The 21,945-nt window shown below is 43.0% G+C and carries 19 protein-coding genes and 1 pseudogene; 12 read left to right on the top strand and 8 right to left on the bottom strand.

The genetic code is table 11. The features are described 5' to 3' along the window. Positions 1 to 125 precede the first annotated feature (125 nt). The 5 genes from O8C68_03530 to O8C68_03510 all read right to left on the bottom strand — a co-directional run bounded on the left by O8C68_03530 (position 126) and on the right by O8C68_03510 (position 5,636). Positions 126 to 1,277, bottom strand: coding sequence for an HAD hydrolase family protein (locus O8C68_03530; protein MCZ7394877.1), 1,152 nt, complete (start codon positions 1,275 to 1,277; stop codon positions 126 to 128). Positions 1,278 to 1,310: 33 nt separating this feature from the next. Beyond that, positions 1,311 to 2,456 (bottom strand): iron-containing alcohol dehydrogenase, encoded by a 1,146-nt coding sequence (locus O8C68_03525; protein MCZ7394876.1) that lies wholly within the window; start codon positions 2,454 to 2,456, stop codon positions 1,311 to 1,313. A gap of 12 nt (positions 2,457 to 2,468) precedes the next feature. Then, a complete protein-coding gene (locus O8C68_03520; protein ID MCZ7394875.1) occupies positions 2,469 to 3,659 on the bottom strand; it encodes a DegT/DnrJ/EryC1/StrS family aminotransferase in 1,191 nt (396 codons plus the stop codon). Positions 3,660 to 3,667: 8 nt separating this feature from the next. After that, a complete protein-coding gene (locus O8C68_03515) occupies positions 3,668 to 4,540 on the bottom strand; it encodes an N-acetylneuraminate synthase family protein (protein MCZ7394874.1) in 873 nt (290 codons plus the stop codon). Positions 4,541 to 4,646: 106 nt separating this feature from the next. Then, positions 4,647 to 5,636: a GDP-mannose 4,6-dehydratase gene (locus O8C68_03510; protein MCZ7394873.1), complete on the bottom strand. Its 990-nt coding sequence runs from the start codon at positions 5,634 to 5,636 to the stop codon at positions 4,647 to 4,649. A 255-nt stretch (positions 5,637 to 5,891) separates the two neighbouring features. Here O8C68_03510 and O8C68_03505 point away from each other — a divergent pair, with 255 nt between their 5' ends. The 4 genes from O8C68_03505 to O8C68_03490 are packed head-to-tail and all read left to right on the top strand — an operon-like array spanning position 5,892 to position 11,411. Continuing rightward, positions 5,892 to 7,097 carry a sugar phosphate nucleotidyltransferase gene (locus tag O8C68_03505; GenBank protein MCZ7394872.1) on the top strand — a complete coding sequence of 402 codons (1,206 nt, stop codon included), beginning with the start codon at positions 5,892 to 5,894 and terminating at the stop codon, positions 7,095 to 7,097. A gap of 1 nt (position 7,098) precedes the next feature. After that, a complete protein-coding gene (gene glmS / locus O8C68_03500) occupies positions 7,099 to 8,901 on the top strand; it encodes a glutamine--fructose-6-phosphate transaminase (isomerizing) (GenBank protein MCZ7394871.1) in 1,803 nt (600 codons plus the stop codon). A gap of 3 nt (positions 8,902 to 8,904) precedes the next feature. Next, on the top strand, positions 8,905 to 10,212 hold the full coding sequence (gene glmM, locus O8C68_03495) for a phosphoglucosamine mutase (protein ID MCZ7394870.1): 1,308 nt from the start codon (positions 8,905 to 8,907) through the stop codon (positions 10,210 to 10,212). Then, on the top strand, positions 10,209 to 11,411 hold the full coding sequence (locus tag O8C68_03490; protein ID MCZ7394869.1) for a sugar phosphate nucleotidyltransferase: 1,203 nt from the start codon (positions 10,209 to 10,211) through the stop codon (positions 11,409 to 11,411). The genes glmM and O8C68_03490 overlap by 4 nt, the downstream gene beginning before the upstream one ends. 13 nt (positions 11,412 to 11,424) lie before the next feature. Here the strand turns inward: O8C68_03490 and O8C68_03485 are convergent, their stop codons facing one another. From O8C68_03485 to O8C68_03475, 3 genes are read right to left on the bottom strand one after another with little or no spacing between them, the layout of a single operon-like run. Beyond that, positions 11,425 to 12,021: a rhomboid family intramembrane serine protease gene (locus tag O8C68_03485; protein MCZ7394868.1), complete on the bottom strand. Its 597-nt coding sequence runs from the start codon at positions 12,019 to 12,021 to the stop codon at positions 11,425 to 11,427. Then, positions 12,018 to 13,244, bottom strand: coding sequence for an NADP-dependent malic enzyme (locus tag O8C68_03480; protein ID MCZ7394867.1), 1,227 nt, complete (start codon positions 13,242 to 13,244; stop codon positions 12,018 to 12,020). The genes O8C68_03485 and O8C68_03480 overlap by 4 nt, the downstream gene beginning before the upstream one ends. Before the next feature lie 5 nt (positions 13,245 to 13,249). Then, complete coding sequence (locus O8C68_03475; GenBank protein ID MCZ7394866.1) at positions 13,250 to 13,915, bottom strand: DUF166 domain-containing protein; 666 nt, start codon at positions 13,913 to 13,915, stop codon at positions 13,250 to 13,252. Positions 13,916 to 13,999: 84 nt separating this feature from the next. Between O8C68_03475 and coaBC the strand changes: the two genes are divergently transcribed. The 8 genes and pseudogenes from coaBC to O8C68_03435 all read left to right on the top strand — a co-directional run bounded on the left by coaBC (position 14,000) and on the right by O8C68_03435 (position 21,786). Beyond that, a complete protein-coding gene (gene coaBC, locus O8C68_03470) occupies positions 14,000 to 15,217 on the top strand; it encodes a bifunctional phosphopantothenoylcysteine decarboxylase/phosphopantothenate--cysteine ligase CoaBC (GenBank protein ID MCZ7394865.1) in 1,218 nt (405 codons plus the stop codon). A gap of 41 nt (positions 15,218 to 15,258) precedes the next feature. Continuing rightward, complete coding sequence (locus O8C68_03465) at positions 15,259 to 15,549, top strand: hypothetical protein (protein ID MCZ7394864.1); 291 nt, start codon at positions 15,259 to 15,261, stop codon at positions 15,547 to 15,549. 35 nt (positions 15,550 to 15,584) lie between these two features. After that, positions 15,585 to 16,103 carry a hypothetical protein gene (locus tag O8C68_03460; protein ID MCZ7394863.1) on the top strand — a complete coding sequence of 173 codons (519 nt, stop codon included), beginning with the start codon at positions 15,585 to 15,587 and terminating at the stop codon, positions 16,101 to 16,103. Positions 16,104 to 16,117: 14 nt separating this feature from the next. Further along, entirely contained in the window at positions 16,118 to 16,459 is a 342-nt protein-coding gene (locus O8C68_03455) for a histidine triad nucleotide-binding protein (protein ID MCZ7394862.1), read from the top strand. A gap of 253 nt (positions 16,460 to 16,712) precedes the next feature. Then, complete coding sequence (locus O8C68_03450) at positions 16,713 to 16,937, top strand: hypothetical protein (protein ID MCZ7394861.1); 225 nt, start codon at positions 16,713 to 16,715, stop codon at positions 16,935 to 16,937. Then, the gene (locus tag O8C68_03445) at positions 16,921 to 17,379 is read left to right on the top strand and encodes a PIN domain-containing protein (protein MCZ7394860.1); all 459 of its coding nucleotides are present in this window, start codon (positions 16,921 to 16,923) and stop codon (positions 17,377 to 17,379) included. The genes O8C68_03450 and O8C68_03445 overlap by 17 nt, the downstream gene beginning before the upstream one ends. A gap of 482 nt (positions 17,380 to 17,861) precedes the next feature. Beyond that, positions 17,862 to 20,735 (top strand): tetratricopeptide repeat protein, encoded by a 2,874-nt coding sequence (locus O8C68_03440; GenBank protein ID MCZ7394859.1) that lies wholly within the window; start codon positions 17,862 to 17,864, stop codon positions 20,733 to 20,735. 85 nt (positions 20,736 to 20,820) lie between these two features. Next, positions 20,821 to 21,786 (top strand): annotated as a pseudogene (locus O8C68_03435) (threonine--tRNA ligase). Positions 21,787 to 21,945: the final 159 nt, after the last annotated feature.

Here is a 21,945-nt window from a genome sequence, read left to right as displayed (position 1 = left end):
ATTCGGCATATTTTTAATGTCAAGATATGCAAGTCCGCAGATTTTACATTTCAAGACGTCATTCTTTTCAAGCCTTGTGTATTCTGCCACAACTTCATATTCGGTTCCTTTACAATAATTGCAAGTCATTTATTAAGTCCTGGCGCCAATTTGTGATAGATTTCATTATATAACGGCTTATTTCCTAAAATAATATCCACTGATTCACGCACTGCGCCTTCCCCGCCTTTTCGTGAAGTTATAAAACTGACAATCTGCTTTACTTCTTCCGATGCATCGTTCGGCGCAAAGCTGATACCTACCATTTTTAAAAGAGGTATATCATTAACATCATCACCTATATATGCAATCTGGTTCATATCCAGTTTTTCTTTTAATGCTATTTCTTCTATTACTCTGGTCTTGTCTTTTATACCCTGGTACACATAATTAATCCCCAGTTTCGCTGCCCGCTTCTCCACAATTTTGGTTTTCTCCTGTGTGATTAATGCAGTCTTAATCCCCACACTTCGGGCCAATTCTATGCCTTTGCCGTCCCGGGTGTTGAATTTTTTTAACTCATTCCCATCTTCAGAATAATACATTCCCGCATCTGTTAGAACCCCATCTACATCCATCGCAATTAGTTTAATATTCTTAAATATACCATTTTGCTTTTTAAGCTCTCTTTTCTCAAGTAATTTTTCTACTATAAAGAAGTCCACTTCATCATCAATTTCAAAATTCTGCTCGTGACTTATGGGTATTTTTACCATATTTTTCCCGGTCCATTTTCCTTCCAGAATAAGCTCTCTTTTAAGAATATAGACATTCCCGTCGTCATAGAAAAAGCCCTTAATATCTTGGCGCCTTAAATTGTCATAGGTGCCATATTCACGCATCTTGCAATAATATCCGGTAGCCAGATTATCGGGTTTTATCTCTAAGAACTTTGAGATGCACATATCAATTAGGTCGTCATCGCGTATCGGTGACGTTGGCTGAAGCACTACTACAATATCGGGATTTAATACATTAACAATATGTTGAATTACGGAGACCGTTGTAGCCTCATCAGTAGCTAATTCTGCCGGCCTGTCTATGACTTTTGCTCCATACCGCCGTGAAATATCTGCGATTTCGCTATCTTCTGTCGAAACAACAAAATCATCCAGGAGTTTTGATTTCCTGGCAGACTCAATAGACCATGCTATAAGAGGTTTTCCGCATATCGTTTTAATATTCTTACGAGGAATGCCTTTACTTCCACCTCGAGCCGGTATCACGCCAAGAATCATTTTTATCGTCTCATTGAAGTTATGATAATATCCTTATATTAATTGTTTCAAGACCTTTTTAGAGTCTTCATAACCAAAAGCAACCGGATTATTATTTAATGCAGGGGCAAGATCCAATCCCCTTTCAGCTAAAAATTCATAATTGGATTCATCAACACCGTAATCCCTTAAATGCGTTTTAAGGTGTTTTAAGGGCGAATAACCCTTTAGTAGTTCGCAGAGTTTATTTGATTTTTCAACAGGGTCTTTGAGATCCTTTTTATTTTCGACAAGATCATATAAAGCGGAATAGAGATAACAACCTTTCTCTATATTAATCCCAATTACTTCAGGCAATAGAAGAGCAACAGCGACCCCGTGAGGAACATTGTGATAGATACCCAGAGGATATGATAAAGCATGACATGCGCCAGTATTTGAATTATAGATGGCATAACCTGCAAGACATGCGCCTAACTGAATATTTTTCCTGGCAGTAAGATCATTCTTATCATCAAATACCTTGATGAGATTATTGAAGACAAGATTAAACGCCTCTTTTGAGTACATGCGGGTAATCTCATTTGCGTTTTTTGCTGTATAGGATTCGATAGCATGTCCTATAGCGTCCATACCTGTCGATGCAGCGACTTTTTCAGGCATCTCGACCGTGAGGGCGGCATTCAGGACTGCGTAATCGGGAACCATGCATTTAGAACTGAGCCCCCTTTTAAAATTCTTCTTTTTATTGATAAGGACTGCTCCTGGTGTTACTTCACTGCCGGTTCCAGCAGTAGTAGGAATCATCATTTTTTTAACTGATTCTTTAATCTCTTTATTTGTCCCATGATACTCCTCCACATTACCCGGATTAACAACCATAGCTGAAGCCGCTTTTGTCAAATCGAGTGTGCTCCCGCCGCCAATTCCAATAAAGAATTCTATCCTCTCTTTCTTGAACCTGGAAGAAACTTCATTAACCATATCCGTTGTAGGTTCTGAGATACCAATAATTTTTGAAACTGTAGTAACCCTAGTTCCGAGGACTTCCATCAGCTCTATTATATTTTTGTTACCCGCCACGTTCCTGTCCACAATTATACCTACTTTTCCCGCCTTTTCTTCCTGGATCACGGACAGGACGTCCCAAGGCAGGTCTTCAGAGATAATTATCTGCGTTCTTGAATCAAATTTGATCATATAGCTACCAGCCTATTTTCTCAGTTCCTTAAGTGCTTTTACTGTAGAATCAATCATGTAATCGAATTGCTGCTCGTTCATCCACAAGTGGAAAGGAAATGAGATCATGTTATCAAAAAATTCATCTGTATTCGGGCAGTTATGCTGTCCAAATCCCATTTTCTTGAACAGTGGATAGCGATATAGAGGGTAGTATTGAACTATAGATTTTATTTTATATTTATATACCATTATTTTTATCAGGTCATGGTTGCTTTTTCCGAATCCCGTACCATCATATTTTGCTGAGAGCAGATGATATACATGTTTTTGGTTTTTTGGAACTTTCTGAAAGGAAAGTTCTGGAAAATCTGAAACAGCTTCCATAAATTTCCTGGCTCTTTTTATCCTGAGTTCATTCATCTGATCTATTCTTTTTAATATCGCGGAACCCAAGGCACACTGAGGTTCACCCAGACAGAAATTATAGGGCCATATCCCTTCCATATCCAGATTGACATCACTCATTGCAGGGATCCAATAATGCTCTCTCTCATAATCGTAAGGTTTCACACCATTGTGCCTGAGCCCTGGCACTAATTTTGCCAGTTCATCAGATTTCACAGTTAACATGCCGCCTTCCCCCAAGGTCGTCAGATTCTTCTGTCCGTGGAAACTGAATGCACCAAAATCACCTATGGAGCCTGCCTTTTTCCCATCGTATTCCGCACCAATCGCCTGCGCACAATCCTCCACGACAAGGCAACCCCTGTCTGTCGCGATATCCATTATTGGGTTCATATCAGCCATAAGCCCGTACAGATGCACCGCGACTATGACCTTCGTACGTGGTGTTATATTCTTTTCTATAGATTCAGCAGATATTACCCGTGTATCGGGGTCTATATCTCCCCAGACGATTTTCGCTCCAGTCCTTCCGAATGGTATCGCACTGGCACAAAAGGTATGGGCCGGGATTATAACTTCATCGTGCTTTTTCAATCCAGTTAAAAGGGCGGCTACGTCCAGAGCATTGGTACAATTTGCCACAGCAAACGAATTTGGAGTGCCGTTATATGTACCGAAATCTTTCTGGAATTGGTTTAAAAACCTGCCCTGAGTTAGAGGATCCGCATGCTTCATTGCATCTACTATTGCGTTAATCTCTTCTTCAGAATAGTCAAAAGCTCTGCCACTCCAGTCTATTATATACCCATTGGACATACGGAATTTCACCAGCTCTTACAATTCCATTTTAATTTTTTTCTCTGTACCTTTTCAATATCGAGGATCTCTTCTGATTTATAAGTCATGGCCGAGGAAACTGATTTAATATCTCTTATCACTCGCCTGAGACCATCAGGTTCCAGTGATGCAGCATGATCCGTTCCTTTCCATGTCCTGTTTAATGTAAAGTGGCGTTCTATATATTCTGCTCCCAGCACAAAAGCAGCTATATCTATCGCTATGCCATTGTGATGTCCAGAGTACCCGATGGCTTTTATATCATCCAGGAATTTTTCCCGTAACCTTTTAATTTCAAGAAGGCAGACACTTTCATCAGGTACCGGGTATCCAGAAGTGCATGCATATAAGACAACATCTTTATTCCTTTTTTGTTCTTTCACCAAATCTACAATATCTTCTTCCTCTTTATGGGTCGTCATTCCAAGTGATAAATGAATATCACCTTGAAAGTTATTGCAGATATATTCTAAAATTTCAAAATTAGTATTGATTGCAGAAGGAATTTTAATGAATTTCGGATTCAAAGATACGATCTCCTTGGCAGAAGTCATATCCCATACGGAAGATGAGTATATTATTCCCATTTGTTCACAATAAGATTTTAGCTCCTTGTGCTGATTTAAATTAAATTCCAGAAATTCTCTATGTTTCCCGTACGTTTTCCCATAAGCATGATATTCCACAGGATGCGGTGCATTATATTCGGCTTCTGTCAAACATTCTTTCGGATTCCTTTTTTGGAATTTGACCACTTCTGCTTTACAGAAATATTTAGCTGTTTCGATCATTTCTTTAGCTATGTTGATATCTCCCATATGGTTGCAACCGATTTCTGCAACTACTGTTGCTGGTTTCATTTATTTACCTCATGTGATACAAATTTACTATATTCAAGAATTTGAAATGCTTTAAGCGTTTTATACTTGATTGCATTTTCGACCCATTCTAATTAACCTGTTTTATTTATTTTAAGCTTGCGCTTGTATTTTTCTGCAACATGTAACCATCATTCAAGATAGTTTGATGGTTAGAATCCTTTCTTTCTATTTCGCTTAAACATAACCTCAGTCCCTTTTCTAAGGTATACCCGGGCTTGTATCCAAATATCCTCTTGGCTTTTGTGATATCCGCATAGCTTTCCCTGATATCTCCTGTCAGTGCCTTTATAAACTCCGGCTCCAATTTCCTGTTTGAAATCTCAATGAGAACTTCTGCCAGCTCCTTAACTTTAGTGGGTTTGCCTGTCCCTATATTAAACACATTTCCAACAGCTTTCTTGTTCTCCAGCGTATTAAATATAACGTCCACCACATCCTCTATATATACAAAGTCCCTGGTCTGGTTCCCATCCCCGAATATCACAGGGTTCTTGTTATATTTTATCCTCTCAATGAACTTCGTGATCACACCCGAATAAGGACTACCTGGATTCTGGCGGGGGCTGAATATGTTAAAAGGGCGCAGACAAACCACCGGAAGCCCATAAAGGCTATGGTAAAGCATTGCGTATCTTTCGCCTGTAAGTTTGCTCAATCCGTAGGGTGAGAGTGGGTTGGTTGGGTGTTCCTCATTGATCGGAAGGGTTATCGGGTCGCCGTACACAGCGGCTGAACTTATATACACGAAACGCTCGATATCCGATTTTCTGGCTGCTTCAAGAAGGTTTAAGGTTCCATTGACATTGTTATCTGCATCATAAATCGGGTCTTCTACGGACTTATTGACACTTGTCTGGGCCGCTGTATGAATGATTGTATCTGCCTTACCGACAAGATCATTTACTATTTTCTGATTGCGTATATCTCCTTTTATTATCTTAATATTTGAAGAGAATTTTATATTATTTAAACTGTTAGAAAAGTTATCTATGATAGTAATCTCATTGTTCTCAGAAAGCCTCTCCCCTGCATATGAACCAACCTGCCCCAGTCCTCCAGTCAGTAATATTTTCATTATTAATCACACCCAAAACATCCTTGAAAGTATTTTATTGTTTCTTTTAATCCCTCCTCAAGTGAAACTTTAGGTTTCAACTTCTTGTCTGCTAACCATCTCCTTACACAGCGGCGCCTCTCCCTGCGGCAGCAGGCGCACATGTTAAAAACCATCGAAGGAGACGCCGTTTTTTGCTGAAACCCTCAAATAAACAGAAGGCTTTTCCACTCCGTACGATAAGATAATAAACCTAATTGACCATAAATAAAGAGCATGAAAGCAGTAATTCTTGCAGCCGGAGAAGGCCTGCGTTGCCGCCCTCTCACTCTGACACGTTCCAAAGTGATGCTGCCAGTTGCGAATAAGCCTTTACTGGAGCACATTATTAACGCGTTAGCCGGGAAAGGTATCAAGGAAATCGTACTTGTAGTAGGGTATAAGAAAGAACGGATAATGGATTATTTTGGCGAAGGAGTGGACTTTGGAGTGAAAATCAGCTACGTCTTCCAGGATGCGCAGCTTGGAACCGCGCATGCGGTGAAGCAGGTGAAGGATTACGTGGATGGCGATTTTCTTGTCCTTAATGGCGATAACCTCATAGACGCCGGCACGATCTCTGACCTCCTGGCTGGCAAAAGCGGCTCTATTACCCTGCTTGCAGTGGAGAGGGAACAGACCACAGGCTACGGGGTTGTAATTTCAGAGCACGGCAGGGTCACAAAGATACTGGAAAAGCCAAAAGAAGTGGTGAGCCACTTTATTAATGCCGGAGCATACATTTTCTCACTTGAAATTTTTGATGAGATTGAAAAAACGCCGCTTTCTGAAACCGGGGAATATGCTATTACAGATACCATACAGTCGATGATTCTTAATGGGAAAAACGTAAGCATGGTAGAATCAAAGTCCATGTGGATGGATGCCGTACATTCCTGGGACTTCCTTAAAGCCAATGCCGTGGTGCTAGAGGAGTACAAGAAAGAGCTGTCAGGGATTATCGAAAAGGGCGCCGTAATAAAAGGAAACGTAGCTATTGGGGAGAACAGCATCATCCGTGCCGGGTGTTATATAGTCGGACCGGTGACCATCGGAAAAAACTGCGATATCGGACCGAATACCGTGATTTTACCCTCAACCGCCATCGGAGATAATACCTCGATCGATTCCTCGGTGGAGATACAGAACAGCATACTCATGAACGACGTGCGGGTTGGCAGCAACTCATACATATCCAGTTCTATCATCGGAGCTAACAACAACATAGGTCCGCATTTCTCAACCGAGGTGGGAAAAGACCTTATGATAGAGATGAAAGGTATATTGCACCATGCAGAATTGCTCGGGACGGTGATAGGAGATGATAATTTCCTTGCTAACCGTGTTTTAATAAAAGCCGGGAAGTTTGTGGCAAATAACTGTAACATCGAGGCAGGGGTGACTGTGCATAAAGACATCCCTCCCGATTCTATTGTGGTCTAGTATGTGCGGAATTGTGGGATATAACGGCAGTAGACAGGCTGTCCCGATACTTATTGATTCCCTTGAAAGACTGGAATACAGGGGCTATGACTCTGCCGGGATTGCTGTTTTTAACAGCAACAAGATTGAAGTGTACAAGGATAAAGGCAGGATAATCGACCTGAAAAAAACTCTTGCAGGTATATCCGGCACCGTCGGGATAGGTCATACAAGATGGGCTACTCACGGCAAACCAAACAAAGTAAATGCCCATCCTCATACCTCAGGGAACATCGCCGTTGTCCATAACGGGATTATTGAGAATTACCAGGAATTGAGGGAAAAACTCTCACGCTCTGGATATGCCTTTGTCTCGGAAACGGACACGGAAGTACTGGCGCATCTCATAAACCACAATTATAAGAATAATCTTAAAGATGCGGTCATATCAGCCCTAAAAGACATAAAAGGCTCTTATGCGATTGCCGTTTTGTGCGGCACTGAACTTGTAGCTGCAAGAAAAGATAGCCCTCTCATAATAGGTATAGGCGATGGCGAGAACTTTATAGCCTCGGATGTTCCCGCCATTCTGAAATACACACGCAGGGTGATATATTTAGACGACATGGAGGTGGCTTCCGTTACCCCGGAGGGTGTTTTGGTTTTTGGTGCCGGAAAAAATCCCATAGAAAAAACCATAACCACTATTGATTGGGACCTGGAAGCCGCTGAAAAATCAGGGTATGAACATTTCATGCTCAAGGAAATACATGAACAGCCTAAAGCACTTCATGAGACTCTTGCCGGCAGGATATCAGAACTGGAAGGGAATATCTTCCTCGACGGTTTGAATCTGACCGAGAAACAGGTCAAAGAGCTGCCCAGGATAAGTATCATCGCATGCGGAACGTCATTCAACGCAGGGCTTCTTGGCAAATACCTGTTCGAGCAGTTCGCGCATATCCATGTCGATGTAGAGATAGCATCAGAGTTCAGGTATGCCCATTCCTCTCCCGGCTCCCTTGTTATCGTGATATCCCAGTCCGGGGAGACAGCCGATACCCTTGCAGCGCTACGCGAAGCCAAAAGTTTCGGGGTAAAAACACTGGCTATCACGAACGTGATGGGCAGTACAATAACAAGGGAAGTTGACGGCGTTATATATACAAGGTCAGGGCCTGAGATCGGCGTCGCCGCGACAAAGACTTTCGTTTCCCAGCTCGGAGTGCTGTATCTTCTCGCCCTGTATTTCGGGAAGAGCAAAGGACTTATCAGTCCCGACCGCATGAAACGCATGCTTGTATCCCTGAAGCAGATACCGGCGCAGATAACACGCATCCTCAGCAATAAAGAACTGATTAAAAAATATGCACAGAAATTTTCGTCATCAAATGACTTTTTCTTTATCGGGCGAACTATTAATTACCCGATTGCACTTGAAGGGGCCCTCAAACTTAAGGAAATCTCCTACATCCATGCGGAAGGCTATCCCGCAGGCGAACTGAAACACGGTCCTCTCGCCCTGATTACTAAAAACACGCCTGTTGTCGCGATAGCAACAAAAGGTTTGACATATGATAAAATGGTCAACAACATCAAGGAAATAAAAGCCAGAGAAGCTCCCGTCCTTGCAATTGCGGGTGAGAGGGACAGCGAGATTGAGAAATACGTGGATGGAGTGTTATGCGTGCCTGAGACAGAGGAAAGCCTCTCCCCCTTCCTGTCCACAGTTGTAGTGCAGCTTTTGTCATATTATATCGCAAAAGACCGCAACTGCGCCATCGACCAGCCCAGGAACCTTGCAAAAAGCGTGACGGTGGAATAAGCCGTGTCGTTATTCGGTTCATCGGGTATCAGGGGACTGGCAAATAAGGAAATAACTCCCGAACTTGCGCTTAAGGTCGGGCATGCGGTAGGATCGGTGCACGGTTCAGCTATAATCGGGCGTGACCCGAGAACCTCTGGCGAAATGATAGAACATGCCATGATCTCGGGGTTGCTTTCTGCTGGGTGCTGCGTGACCCGCGCAGGTATGGTGCCGACCCCGACCCTTGCTTTTGCGGCAAGGCGTCATGACTGCGGTTTGATGGTAACGGCATCGCATAACCCGCCTGAATACGCAGGTATAAAATTCTGGAACAGGGATGGAAGGGCATTTGATACCCGGCAGCAGGATGAGCTTGAATCGCTGATACAAAATGAGGACTGGAAGACCGCATCATGGGATGATATAGGCAAGGTCGAAATCGAAGCCAATATTATTGAAGAGCATTCGGCCTATATACTCAAAAACGTGGGCAAAGCATCGTTGAAGGTCGTGGTTGACTGCGGATGCGGGGCAGCTTCCGTTATCACACCCTTTGTGCTCAGGGAAATGGGATGCAAGGTGGTTTCGCTCAATTGCCAGCCGAACGGTCATTTTCCGGCAAGAAAACCTGAACCCGTTGATGAGACGCTCAGCATTCTGAAAAATACTGTGAAAGCCTCTGGCGCAGACCTGGGCATTGCCCATGACGGGGATGCGGACAGGATGATGGCTGTGGATAATCATGGACGATTCGTCAGCGGGGATAAGATGCTGGCTTTTTTTGCTCTCCGTGAAGCTAAAAAAGCCATCGTGGTTCCGGTCGATACTTCGAGGGTAATTGACGACCTCTTGGGCGGGATAAAAATTTCACGCACAAAGGTCGGGGATGTTTATGTTGCAGAAGAGTTAAATAAAATAGGCGGGGAATTCGGAGGCGAACCCTCAGGTGCATGGATTTTCCCGAAGCTCTCTTTCTGTCCCGACGGGATTTATGCTGCCGCCCGCCTGGTTGAGATAATAGAGAAAGAAGGCGATTTCAGCAAATTACTTGACGCAATACCCGAGTATCCAATCAAACGCGGCGCATTTCCCTGCGCGGATAAAGAGAAGGCTATGGCTAAAATTGCCCGGAAATTGGAGGAGTCCCCGTATTTAAATACTGGGACTTTCAATACCCTTGACGGCATCAGGGTTGACCTCGAAGATGGCTGGATACTTGTCCGCCCCAGCGGCACCGAGCCAAAAATCAGGATAACGGTGGAATCCATGGAGAGGTGCAGCGAGCTGTATAATATGGTTTCTGAGATTGTAAGGGAGGCGATAGCATGAAAGCGGTCATTCTTGCGGCAGGAAAGGGGACTAGAATGGGACCCCTCACTGAGAACAGGCCCAAGGCAATGCTTCCTGTGGCAAATAAACCCATACTTGAGCATATTATCGTTAACCTGAAAGCAGCAGGCATCAGGGAGTTTTTGATAGTTACCGGTTATCATAAAGAAAAGATTACAGATTATTTCAAAGACGGCTCCGGGTTAGGTGTTGATATAGAATATATCGAGCAGAAGGTCCAGAAAGGAACTGCAGATGCCATAGCGGTTGCAAGAGATTCGATAAACGAAAGGTTCCTTGTAACTAACGGTGATGTTTTTACGGGTATTCCGGATATCAAGAGAATCTGCAATGCTAAAGGAGAGGCTGTCCTAACAGCGATGAAAGTGGCAAATCCAGAGGTGTATGGGATTTTGTATGTCAAGGGGAAGAGCGTAGAAAGACTCGTTGAAAAACCCAGAAAATCCGCCTCCGACCTTGCAAACGCCGGCATCTACATCTTTGAGCCTTCGATATTCGATGCCATTGAAAATACAAAGCCATCCCCGCGGGGGGAACTTGAAATAACGGATTCCATCCAGCTCCTGATTGATTCCGGAAGGGAGGTGAACCACACTGAGCTTTCTGAATGGCATGATATTGGATTCCCCTGGCACCTGTTTTCCGCCAATGAAATGATGTTGAAAAACAAAGCCGATTGGGACATTCATGGCGAGATAGAGCCCTATGCAACCCTGAAAGGCAATGTGGCTGTCGGCGAGGGTACCATAATAAGAAACGGCGCTTATATTATCGGACCTGTGGTCATAGGAAAGAACGGCGACATCGGACCAAACTGCTTTATCAGACCTTTTACCAGCATCGGGGACGGGGTACGTATAGGAAATGCCGTTGAGGTGAAGAACAGCATCCTGATGAACAGGACACATATAGGTCATTTGAGTTATGTTGGAGACAGTGTCATCGGAGAAGGCTGCAATTTTGGAGCCGGCACAAAGGTGGCGAACCTGAGGCATGACGGCAGGACGATAATGATGAAACTCTCGGGAAAGAGATTCGATTCGGGCAGGAGGAAATTAGGCGTGATAATGGGGGATAACGTGCACACAGGTATAAACAGTATGATCAACGTGGGCGCAACGGTAGCCAGCGGGGCGTGTATCGATCCTGGGGAGTTTATTAAAGGAGCTTATCCCTGAACAATCCCTCATTTTAAATCCACACTTTCAAATAATTATAAAGCATTATATATCCGGCAAGCAGCAGTGTCAAAAGCAGGCTTTTCTTCCACTCGGTATTCCACCATGCCCCGAAAAACAGCCCGATAAGAAAGCCGATGACATGCGATATATAAGCCACATTTCCCCCGGACCCGACTGACGCTATATTGAAGATGAAATACAAGAGAGCCAATGGTCCCAACGGCGAGAGAAATTGAATCGAATACCCGGGGCGGCGAACCAGCAAAACGGCAGCCATGACCGCAAATATCGCCGCTGAGGCACCAAGCATATCGGCGCCGGGATAGAATGGAATGCTCAGGACGAACGAAAGTATTCCTCCTGTAAAGAACACTGCTGCAGTCCGCCGTGCGCCTACCTCATTCTCAAGGCTGCTTCCGAATACATACAGGAAAAGCATGTTGCCTGCAAGATGGACAAGGCTTGCATGGACGAACAACCCTGTTAAGAGTGTGTAATATCCTCCATGAAATAGCGCATATTCGCTGAAGGCAAGATTGTTTGATGTGTTCCATGCGTATAAGCTGAAAGCTGTGCATAGAAGTATCAGCAGGTTTGTAAGCTTCATTGCGATGTCACAAGTTTTCTTGTATGTTCTGCAACTTCCAGGGGTTCAACGCGCAGCCTTGCCACGCCGCTGTCCATAGCAGCCTGCGCCACGGCTGAAGCAACAGTGGGGGCAACTCTCGGATCAAAAATGCCGGGTATAATCAGTTCCTCCGAAGGCTCGGACACCAGCGAAGCCAGTGCACTTGCCGCTGCCAGTTTCATTTCCTCATTGATATCCTTTGCCCTTACGTCCAGCGCACCCCTGAAGATGCCCGGAAAGCCAAGGGCGTTGTTTATCTGGTTTATGCAGTCTGAACGCCCCGTCCCGACGATGCGCGCCCCAGCTTTCTTTGCTTTTTCAGGCATAATCTCTGGCACAGGGTTTGCAAGCGGGAAAACGATCGCATCATCAGCCATGGAACGCACCATATTCTCAGAAACTATACCGCCTACCGATAAACCAATAAAAACATCGGCTCCTTTCATTGCATCGGCAAGAGACCCGGAGATTTTATTTTTGTTGGTAAGCTTCGCAAGCTCTTCTTTAGCTGGGTTCAAATCACCTCTGCCTTCATAAATTATGCCTCTGGAGTCGCATACAAGAATATCCTTTACCCCTTCATTTATCAGGAGCCTGGCACCTGCAGTGCCCGCAGCTCCCGCTCCGCTTATGACCACTTTTATCTCATTGAATTTTTTCCCTACTACAGCTAAGGCGTTAATCAAGCCTGCAAGCATTACCAGTGCAGCGCCGTGCTGGTCGTCGTGAAACACAGGGATATCGAGCAATTTCTTTAAGCGCGTCTCTATTTCAAAACACCTCGGAGCGCCAATATCTTCAAGGTTGATACCTCCGAAAACAGGCGCAATGTTCTTTACGATATTGATTATCTCATCGGTATCCTTTGTATCAAGGCATATTGGAAACGCGTCCACACCCGCAAAGACCTTGAAAAGCATGGCTTTCCCCTCCATTACCGGCATCGCAGCCAAAGCCCCGAGGTCGCCCAAACCGAGCACGGATGAGCCGTCACTCACAACAGCCACAAAGTTTGCTTTTCCGGTATAGCGGTAGACATCCTCGCTGTTTTTATGAATCCGAAGGCACGGCTCGGCAACCCCGGGTGTATAGGCGAGGCTCATATCTTCTTTTGTTTTTACACTGACTTTGCTTTTCAGGGCTATTTTCCCATGATGGGATTCATGAAACCGAAGCGCCTTTTCATATATTGAATTTTTCATCCATCTCACTCCTCTTGTGCCATTTCCACTGCTTTTTTATGTAACTCTCCTGCCTTATGTATTCCGCCTTTGATGCCCCGAAGAGCCCTGCACGGGTACTGCTGCACAAGAAGCCCTGCTTTTCCCGGCGCACCTTTTATGCTCGCCCCCACAAGCCCCTTCGCCATGTGCCATGTGCTCCCGCAGGGTGCGCCGCGGAGCACCTCCACGTTTGAGATGATGCCACCCTTTGTGGTTATCCTGATCCTGGGTCTTCCGAAACATGAAGCGAATTCGTCAATGACATTATTACCGCATTGTTCTATATCACAGCAGATTTCGTGGATTTCGATATGCATATTATATTTTTCAGAAATCTTTTGAAGCTCGGATAACCCGCCTGCCCTTGCCGCGCCGCCTGCGATAATTACTGCCCGGGCACCGTTCTCTCCTGCGAGGCGCACGATTTCCGGGGTAAGGTCGGGGTGAAGGGTATATGCTATGACAAGGTCATTTGAAAATACGCTCTTATCAAGATTCAGGTCAGCCAAAAAATCAGATGGAGCCTCTATAAAATCGGGAAGTGACTCAGGGATTTGTAAGGAAGAGACCTTGAAATCAGAATTTTTTTTGATATTTTCTATTAAACGCAAACCGTATTTCCCTCGCGTTATTACGCCGATTGTTATCATTGATTTATTATTGTCGCTTTAGTATTTTGGTCTTGCGGAATTTAATCAAAACCTTCTTATCTTTTTACACTGTAAAAGAAAGTGATGAGTGCTCAAATAATCCAGTCCTCAAACTCACTCGAAGGCATGACCATAGTCCTTGGAATCACGGGCAGCATCGCAGCCGTGCGGTGCGTTGAGCTTGCCCGTGAATTGAGAAGGCGTGGCGCAAGTGTGTATGCCGTAATGACGCAGGCTGCGCAGAAAATCCTGAATCCTGAAGCCATGCGCTATGCTACGGGCAATCCGGTGATTACAGAAATAACAGGCGATGTGGAACATGTGGAATTCTGCGGAATCGGTGGAAGGGCTTCTCTTTTGCTGATCGCGCCGTGTACTGCGAACACCATCGGGAAGATGGCACACGGGATAGACGATACGCCGGTCACAACCTTTGCGACAACGGCTTTTGGCTCAGGTATCCCGATAATAATAGTGCCTGCGATGCATGAATCCATGTACGACCACCCGATAGTTATTGAGAACACAGGGAAACTCGTTGAGTTGGGAGTTGAATTCGTGAATCCCATAACCGAAGAAGGCGCGGCTAAGATAGCCACAAATGAAGAAATCGTGCTTCGGGTGGAGAGGGCACTTGGAGGGAAATCGCTGGCGGGCAAACGCATCCTTATCACAGGGGGCGCAACCGCAGAGGCTATTGACCCCATCAGGATACTAACCAACCGCGCCTCCGGAAAGACAGGAATCGAGCTTGCGCTTGAGGCTTTCAGGAGAGGAGCGGATGTCACTCTTGTTCACAGGGGATGCATCGGGTTTCAGGGGATATGCGAATTCGATGTAGAGAGCGCGAGGGATATGACCGATACCGTGCTTGGGGAGCTTGGTAAGGGATACGACCTGCTGATAAGCGCAGCTGCGATATCGGATTTTACAGTTACTCCATCCAAGAATAAGATAAAATCGGGTAAAGAGGTTACGCTGACCCTGAAGCCAGCGCCCAAACTCATCAAAGAGGTGCGTTCAAAATACCCTGAACTGAAAATTATTGGCTTTAAAGCAGAAACTGGCGTAACGGAAGAGGAACTGGTAAGAAGGGCGCGCGAATCGCTGGAAGCCTCCGGGCTCAGCATGGTTGTGGCAAACGATGTATCAAGAGGCGGCATGGGAGCGGATACAAACGATGTTTATATTATCGATGACACGGTTAAGCGGGTTTCGGGAACCAAAAGTGAGATAGCAAAGGAAATCATGGATAAAGTTGAAGATATTCTTGGTATAGAAACCGCAGATAAACGCAGATGAACGCAGATTTGCTAATTTGTTTAAGTTAAAGGCACAGTTTTATGAAAATAATTACCATCGACCCGTGTTTCACAAAAGGAGAGGAGGATTTATTCAGCGGGGAGGCTGAGCTCGGCAGTATAAAAATAACGCAGGATGCAGTTGAAGAGCTTAAAAAACATTTCGATAGCGTGCAGGTTACTCCTGACAACGAGATGCTCATACTTACAAACCCGCCTGTTGAGAAGATCATAGTTTTCGATACAGGGCGCGCCATAATCAGGCGCATTGCAAGCAAGGAGCTTGCGGTGAGCAGGTTTGAGATGCTGGAGAAGGTGCTTGCGTTACAATAAAGGATTATTTTATGAACAATCATAAAAAGAGTCTAATGTTAAAGGATTTGTATAAATATTGTGCAAGTCCGATTGAAGACAAATCCGATCTGAAAAATAAAACTTCTGTTTATGAATATTTAATTAAGAGGCGTTTTGAATTGTATTTTAGCAATAGAGATGGGTGCTCGCTTAACCTATTTCCACTTATTGGAGATTTAACTCCTGATATGGAACTATCCACCTCATTAAACGGGCATGGAATTGTAATTGCTATCGAGATTAAGTTTTATGAAGGTTCGAGTGAAAATAAAAAAAATGCGAGAAGAATTGCTAGGCGTAGAATGGATGATTATATCGCTGCTTATAAAGAAAAATTTCCCTATGAATCTATCATACCGTTATTTATAACTCAAAATCAGGATTTCAATAATAATCCTAACAAGTATCCTTGCGTTATTTTTCCATTGGAAAAACTCGATGATGAAATAGAGTTCGATTTGCATACAATTATTCGAGAAAAAATAGTAGAATATCTAAAAAACAGTTCAGAAATTCAAAACCAGATTTCATAAGAAAAGGCAATGTTATGACCAGCGACTGCATCTTCTGCAAAATCATTAAAGGCGAGGCGCCTGCAAATTTTATTTACAGGGATGAGAACATGGTGGTCTTTCACGATACAAGACCTAAAGCGCCTGTCCATGTGCTTATTCTTCCTGTGGAGCATATTGAAAGCGTAAATTCCCTTGATGAGCGCCACAGCGCCATCATCTCCAGGATGATTCTCAAGGCGAAGGAAATTGCGAGAATACTGGGGATAGACGAGAGCGGCTACAAAGTGATAATAAACGTAGGCAGGGGAGGAGGACAGATAATCTTCCATCTGCACATACATCTCATAGGCGGGTGGGCGAGAAGTGAAATTTAATCTAAATCACCGCAAAGCCGCAGAGGGCGCAAAGATTTTGGGGGTTATCGCATTTTGTGTCGGCGCCGTGGTCTGGGAATAGGATGGCTGAATTATTTTTGACTGTTCGGCGCCGTTCTTGAGTTTTGCAGCGGGATGCTGTGGATTGGGTGTGGGGTGCCGGTAAGACAGAGTCGTTTTGACAGGATTGGTGCAAGAATGAGTCAAAGTTCAAGAAATAAGCTTAAGAATTGACAAGCAAATAGAGAATGATATGCAAGTACAGAAAGTGCTGGGTCGGATGAAGAAATTAGAAAAAGAGATACAGGAATTAAGGAGAGGTCTATATTCTCAGATAGAAGTTCCTATTGTAAAACAAAAAAGAGGGATGCATAAAGCTGCGCTGGATTTTTTAAAGCTGAAAGAGGTTCAGGATAAAATCGAAATAAGTTCCGTTGAACTTGTAAGAAAAGAGCGAAAGCATGCGAGGGGTTATTAATACAAGGGTAACTCTTGATTCTAACGTGCTTATTTCTGCTGTAAAAAATAATGAAGAATATAGCAAAGAATGCAGTGAGATATTGGGTTATGTGGGAACATCATTCCTGCTCTATCAACCCCCAATCTGTATTACAGAGCTATACAATGCAATTGGAAAGACAAAAGGCGAATCTGCGGCAAAGAAGGCATTGAAGGATTTTTATAAAATGGTTTACCATCTGGAAGATTATGGTTCTCGCATTCAGTGCGAAAGGGTCGGAAAAACTGGCTTAAAGTATCGGGTTTATTCAGCCGATGCCTTTTACTTACAGACATCGCTTGATTTTAAGACCATGCTTATATCCCTGGATAAAGAGGATTTTATAGATAGAATCAAAGCAAAGAAAGCCGCCTTTAAAGTTTATCATGTGCGGGATGCTCTTAGCGAATTATTGGCATGATGTGCCAGTGATAAAGACCGGCATACTAATAACTCCGTAACCTTCTATTCTACTCTCATCGACCCGCACCTTGGCATCGGGTGGACGACAATGGATAACAGCGAACTCAAAAAGAACTCTTGGTGAAATTTTTAACAAGCTGCACTTTGCGTTCTTTGTGCGCTTTGTGTTTTTATTCGATGAGGATACCGCAAAGCCGCAGAGGCTCGACTCAGGCTTTGCGCGCCTCCGCGGTGAATCAGTCACTCTTTTTCGCTTAAAAGCGAGACCGTTTCAATTTATCAATACGAATTAAAACGTCTTGGTTCATATCCAATAATTGGTCGTATGAATCGGGAGATGAATTCATTTAGGATATGGTGCAAAAATTTTGATTTTAATTTTATTCTTTGATTCAATCAGAGTCACGGTTTTATGGGGAATATATATATGAAAGAGAATTAATTGTTAATGAACAAGGGTATAGAAAAGATGTGGATAAAATGATAAAAGTATTTATAAGCTCAACTTTTCGAGATATGGAAAAAGAAAGAAAACTCCTTCGTGATAAATTAAAACCTGCTCTCCTTACTGTCGGCATGGAGGATTTTTTTCCTGACGGAAAAACATCCCAAGAAATTGCCATCAAAAAATTGAAAGACAGTGATATTGTGATTTTTCTTATCTCTCCTTATTACGGTTCTTTTTTGAAAGAATGTAAAGTCAAAGATTGTAAAGAAGAATGCACCCTTGGTGAAATATCCTATACTCATTGTGAATATAAAGTAGCTTTGGCAGATAATAAACCTCATCTGGCTTATATAATTGATAAAGGCTGGGATACGATAAGAATTCTAAAGGAATGGAAGGAAATTGATTGGCGACAAGTTAAGGACAGTTCGATTTTAAATGAATTGAATAGTGACGAAATTGAACACTATTTTGAAGTTGCAAAAAAAGTTTGGAGATTTAAAGAAGAAGCAGAAATGGAATTCTGTCCAAGCATAGATATTGATGATATTAAAACAATAACTGGACATTTGGCTACTAATATTGGAAAATGGTATTCTGAAGGAAAGATAAATCTTAAGGATTTTTGCGGGAGAAAAGAAGAACTGAAAGATTTACTTGAAAAAATGGATGAAAGTGTTGAAGTTTATGGTGTTGGAGGGATTGGCAAAACAACTTTGATTCATGTAGCTTTGATCATTCAAAGATTAAACGGGATGAAAATTGTTACAGTGGGTACGAAACAATCTTATATAACTGATTCAGGATATAAATTTTTTAGAGAAAATTTCAAGAAGAATCAATATGAGACCATCGGAAATAAAATAGCACTGGATGATATTATGTATGCTTTATCTGTTCCTGATGGAATAAGAACGAAACAGAAAGACGAAAAGATTAGAATAATTGCAGGTAAAATTGAGAATGAAAATATATTCTTATTTATTGATGATTTTCAATTGGCGGATGATGATGTTAAGGAATTAGTAAAAAATACGCACAGGAACATGGTTCTCGCATCAAAAAAGAAAATGGGTTTGACAAAAAACGAACTCCATCTTACTGGAATTGATGCTGAAGATAGAGGAGAACTTATAGACTTGATAGCTTATCGTTTGGATGAAGAAATCAGTGATGAAGTAAAGGAGAAAATTAAAGATATATCTGAAGGACATCCTGTTTTCACGGAAATACTCGTAAGAAATAATGAGATGATAAATTTTCAGAAACTTAAAGAGTACAAACAGGCGTTTGATTTATCAAATCCTGATCATGTTGCAGAGTTCTTAAGCAGGGTGATAGAGGAAGTCCTTAGCAAAGACGCATTTATTTTATTAAAGAATCTATCGGTCATTAATACAGATTTGGAAACTAATCTTGATGTTGAAGCAATTAAGCGAATTTACCCTACAGATTTTAATAAAATTTTTAGAGAACTGATTGATACTGGTTTCTTAGAAAAAAGAAGGGGAGATGATGGAATATACAGATTCTCGTATAAACATATACAGGAGGCGATGAAAGGAGATGAAAAAGAGATGCATGGAAAGGCGATTGAATATTATAAAAATAAAAGTGAGAAATTCCAAGATTACGATGATGTTGTAGAAATTTTATATCACAGTTCAAAATTAAGCCAAGATGCAAAATTAATTAATATTTTCTTGGGTTTAAGCGAAAATTTAAGACCGGTACACTATGGTTTTAAAAGGCTTATAGATGTTGGCGAGGAACTGAAAAATTACTTTGGAGACGATGAAAAGGCATCTATATTGGGGACACTCGGAATCCTATATAGCAATCTAAATAAGTTCGAGGACGCAGAGAGGTCTTACAAGGAGGCTTTGAAATTTTATAAGAAACTGGCAAAGAAGAGTCCAGATGCTTACCTGCCTTATGTTGCTAGGGCTCAGAACAATCTTGGAATCTTATACAGCGATTTAGAAAGGTTTGAGGATGCGAAGAAGGCACTTATAGAGGCTTTGAAAATAAGTAAGGAACTGGCAAAAAAGAATCCTGATGCTTACCTACCTGAAGTCGCTAGTGTTCAGAACAATCTTGGAACCTTATATGGTGATCTAAAAAAGTTTGAGGATGCGGAGAAGGCATTTACAGAGACTTTGAAATTTTATAAGAAACTGGCAAAAAAGAGTCCAGATGCTTACCTGCGTTATGTCGCAGGAGCTCAGAACAATCTTGGAATCTTATATAGCCACCTAAAAAAGTTTGAGGACGCGGAGAAGGCATACACAGAGGCTTTGAAAATAAGTAAGGAACTGGCAAAAAAGAGTCCAGATGCTTACCTGCCTGAAGTCGCTACAAATCAGAACAATCTTGGAATCTTATATAGGCATCTAAAAAAGTTTGAGGACGCAAGGAGGGTATTCACAGAGGCTTTGAAAATACGTAAGGAACTGGCAAAAAAGAGTCCAGATGCTTATCTTCCTGATGTCGCTGCAACTCAGAACAATCTTGGAACCTTATATAGGCATCTAAATAAGTTTGAGGATGCGAGGAAGGCATACACAGAGGCTTTGAAAATACGTAAGGAACTGGCAAAAAAGAGTCCAGATGCTTACCTTCCTGCAGTCGCTAAGGTTCAGAACAATCTTGGAATCTTATACAGCGATTTAGAAAGGTTTGAGGATGCGAAGAAGGCACTTATAGAGGCTTTGAAAATAAGTAAGGAAGTGGCAAAAAAGAATCCAGATGCTTACCTGCCTGAAGTCGCTAGGGTTCAGAACAATCTTGGAATCTTATATGGCCATCTAAATAAGTTTGAGGATGCGGAGAAGGCATACACAGAGGCTTTGAAAATACGTAAGGAACTGGCAAAAAAGGTTTCCACTAATGATATTGCACATTAGGATAATACCACCACGAATTGAACCTGTTTTTAAAACCGACAAAACTTTAAGCTTAATAGCAGTGTAGATGCGAGAAAGTGATACCATGCAGATACTGCTCATTCATTCAGACTACATAGAATACGAGACCAAAAGAAGCACGCCTGTTGCTGAGAAAATAGACGATACCCTGAAAAAAGGGCGGATGGAGGAAGCCCTCACGGTTTTTGTGGCTGTTGAGAAGAATGATGAAGAAAACATCGAATATGCCGCTCAACAGACAGCAGAGGAAATAAGAAAAGTCACGGAACAGGTAAAGACAAACCGCGTGATGTTATATCCCTACGCACACCTGAGTTCAAGCCTCTCCTCCCCAAAAGCGGCTATTGAAGCCCTGAAAAACCTTGAAGAATTACTTAAGGAGGCAAAATTTGAAGTTAAGCGCGCACCCTTCGGCTGGTATAAATCCTTCACAATAAAGTGCAAGGGGCACCCGCTTTCAGAGCTTTCAAGAACAATAAGGACAGGCGGCGAGGAAAAATGCGTTACGGTCATAAAGGAAACGGCTAAGGAGGAAGTGGTATCTGAAGCCCTGAAATCCGAGGCAAAAGCGACGTCATACTGGCACATACTGACGCCTGAGGGTGAATTACTCAAGCCTGAGAATTTTGATTTTACAGGGCATGACAATCTTAAGAAATTCGTAAATTATGAGATTCACAAGAGCCGCGCCGTTGACAAAATCCCTCCTCACGTAGAACTCATGAGGAGGCTTGAGCTTGCGGATTATGAGCCTGGCTCAGATTCGGGGAATATGCGTTTCTATCCCAAGGGGCGGCTTATGAAGAGCCTTATTGAGACCTATGTGCTGGATGAAACCGCAAAAAAGGGTGCAATGGAAGTTGAGACGCCCCTGATGTATGATATGAACCATCCCACTCTTAAAAAATACCTCGACCGCTTCCCTGCGCGGCAATATTCTATCGAGGCAGACAAGAAGCAGCTTTTCCTTCGCTTCGCCGCATGCTTCGGGCAGTTCCTCATGAACCACGACATGACCATATCGTACAGAAAAGGCGCTTTCAGCGAAGTATTACGTCTCCGTCTGTGTGATTGCAGTTGTGGCTGCCTGCTACCAAGCATGGTTAGACGAGTACAGGCGCGACAACGGGCTCGAAGCCACAGTGGCCGCCCTAAGACACGAAAAAGAGCGTAGTCAGCCTACCCAAAC

The sequence above is a fragment of the Candidatus Methanoperedens sp. genome, from assembly GCA_027460525.1.
Lineage (GTDB): Archaea > Halobacteriota > Methanosarcinia > Methanosarcinales > Methanoperedenaceae > Methanoperedens.
Note: the sequence above shows the minus strand (reverse complement) of the source record. Positions and strands in the feature narration are given on the sequence as shown.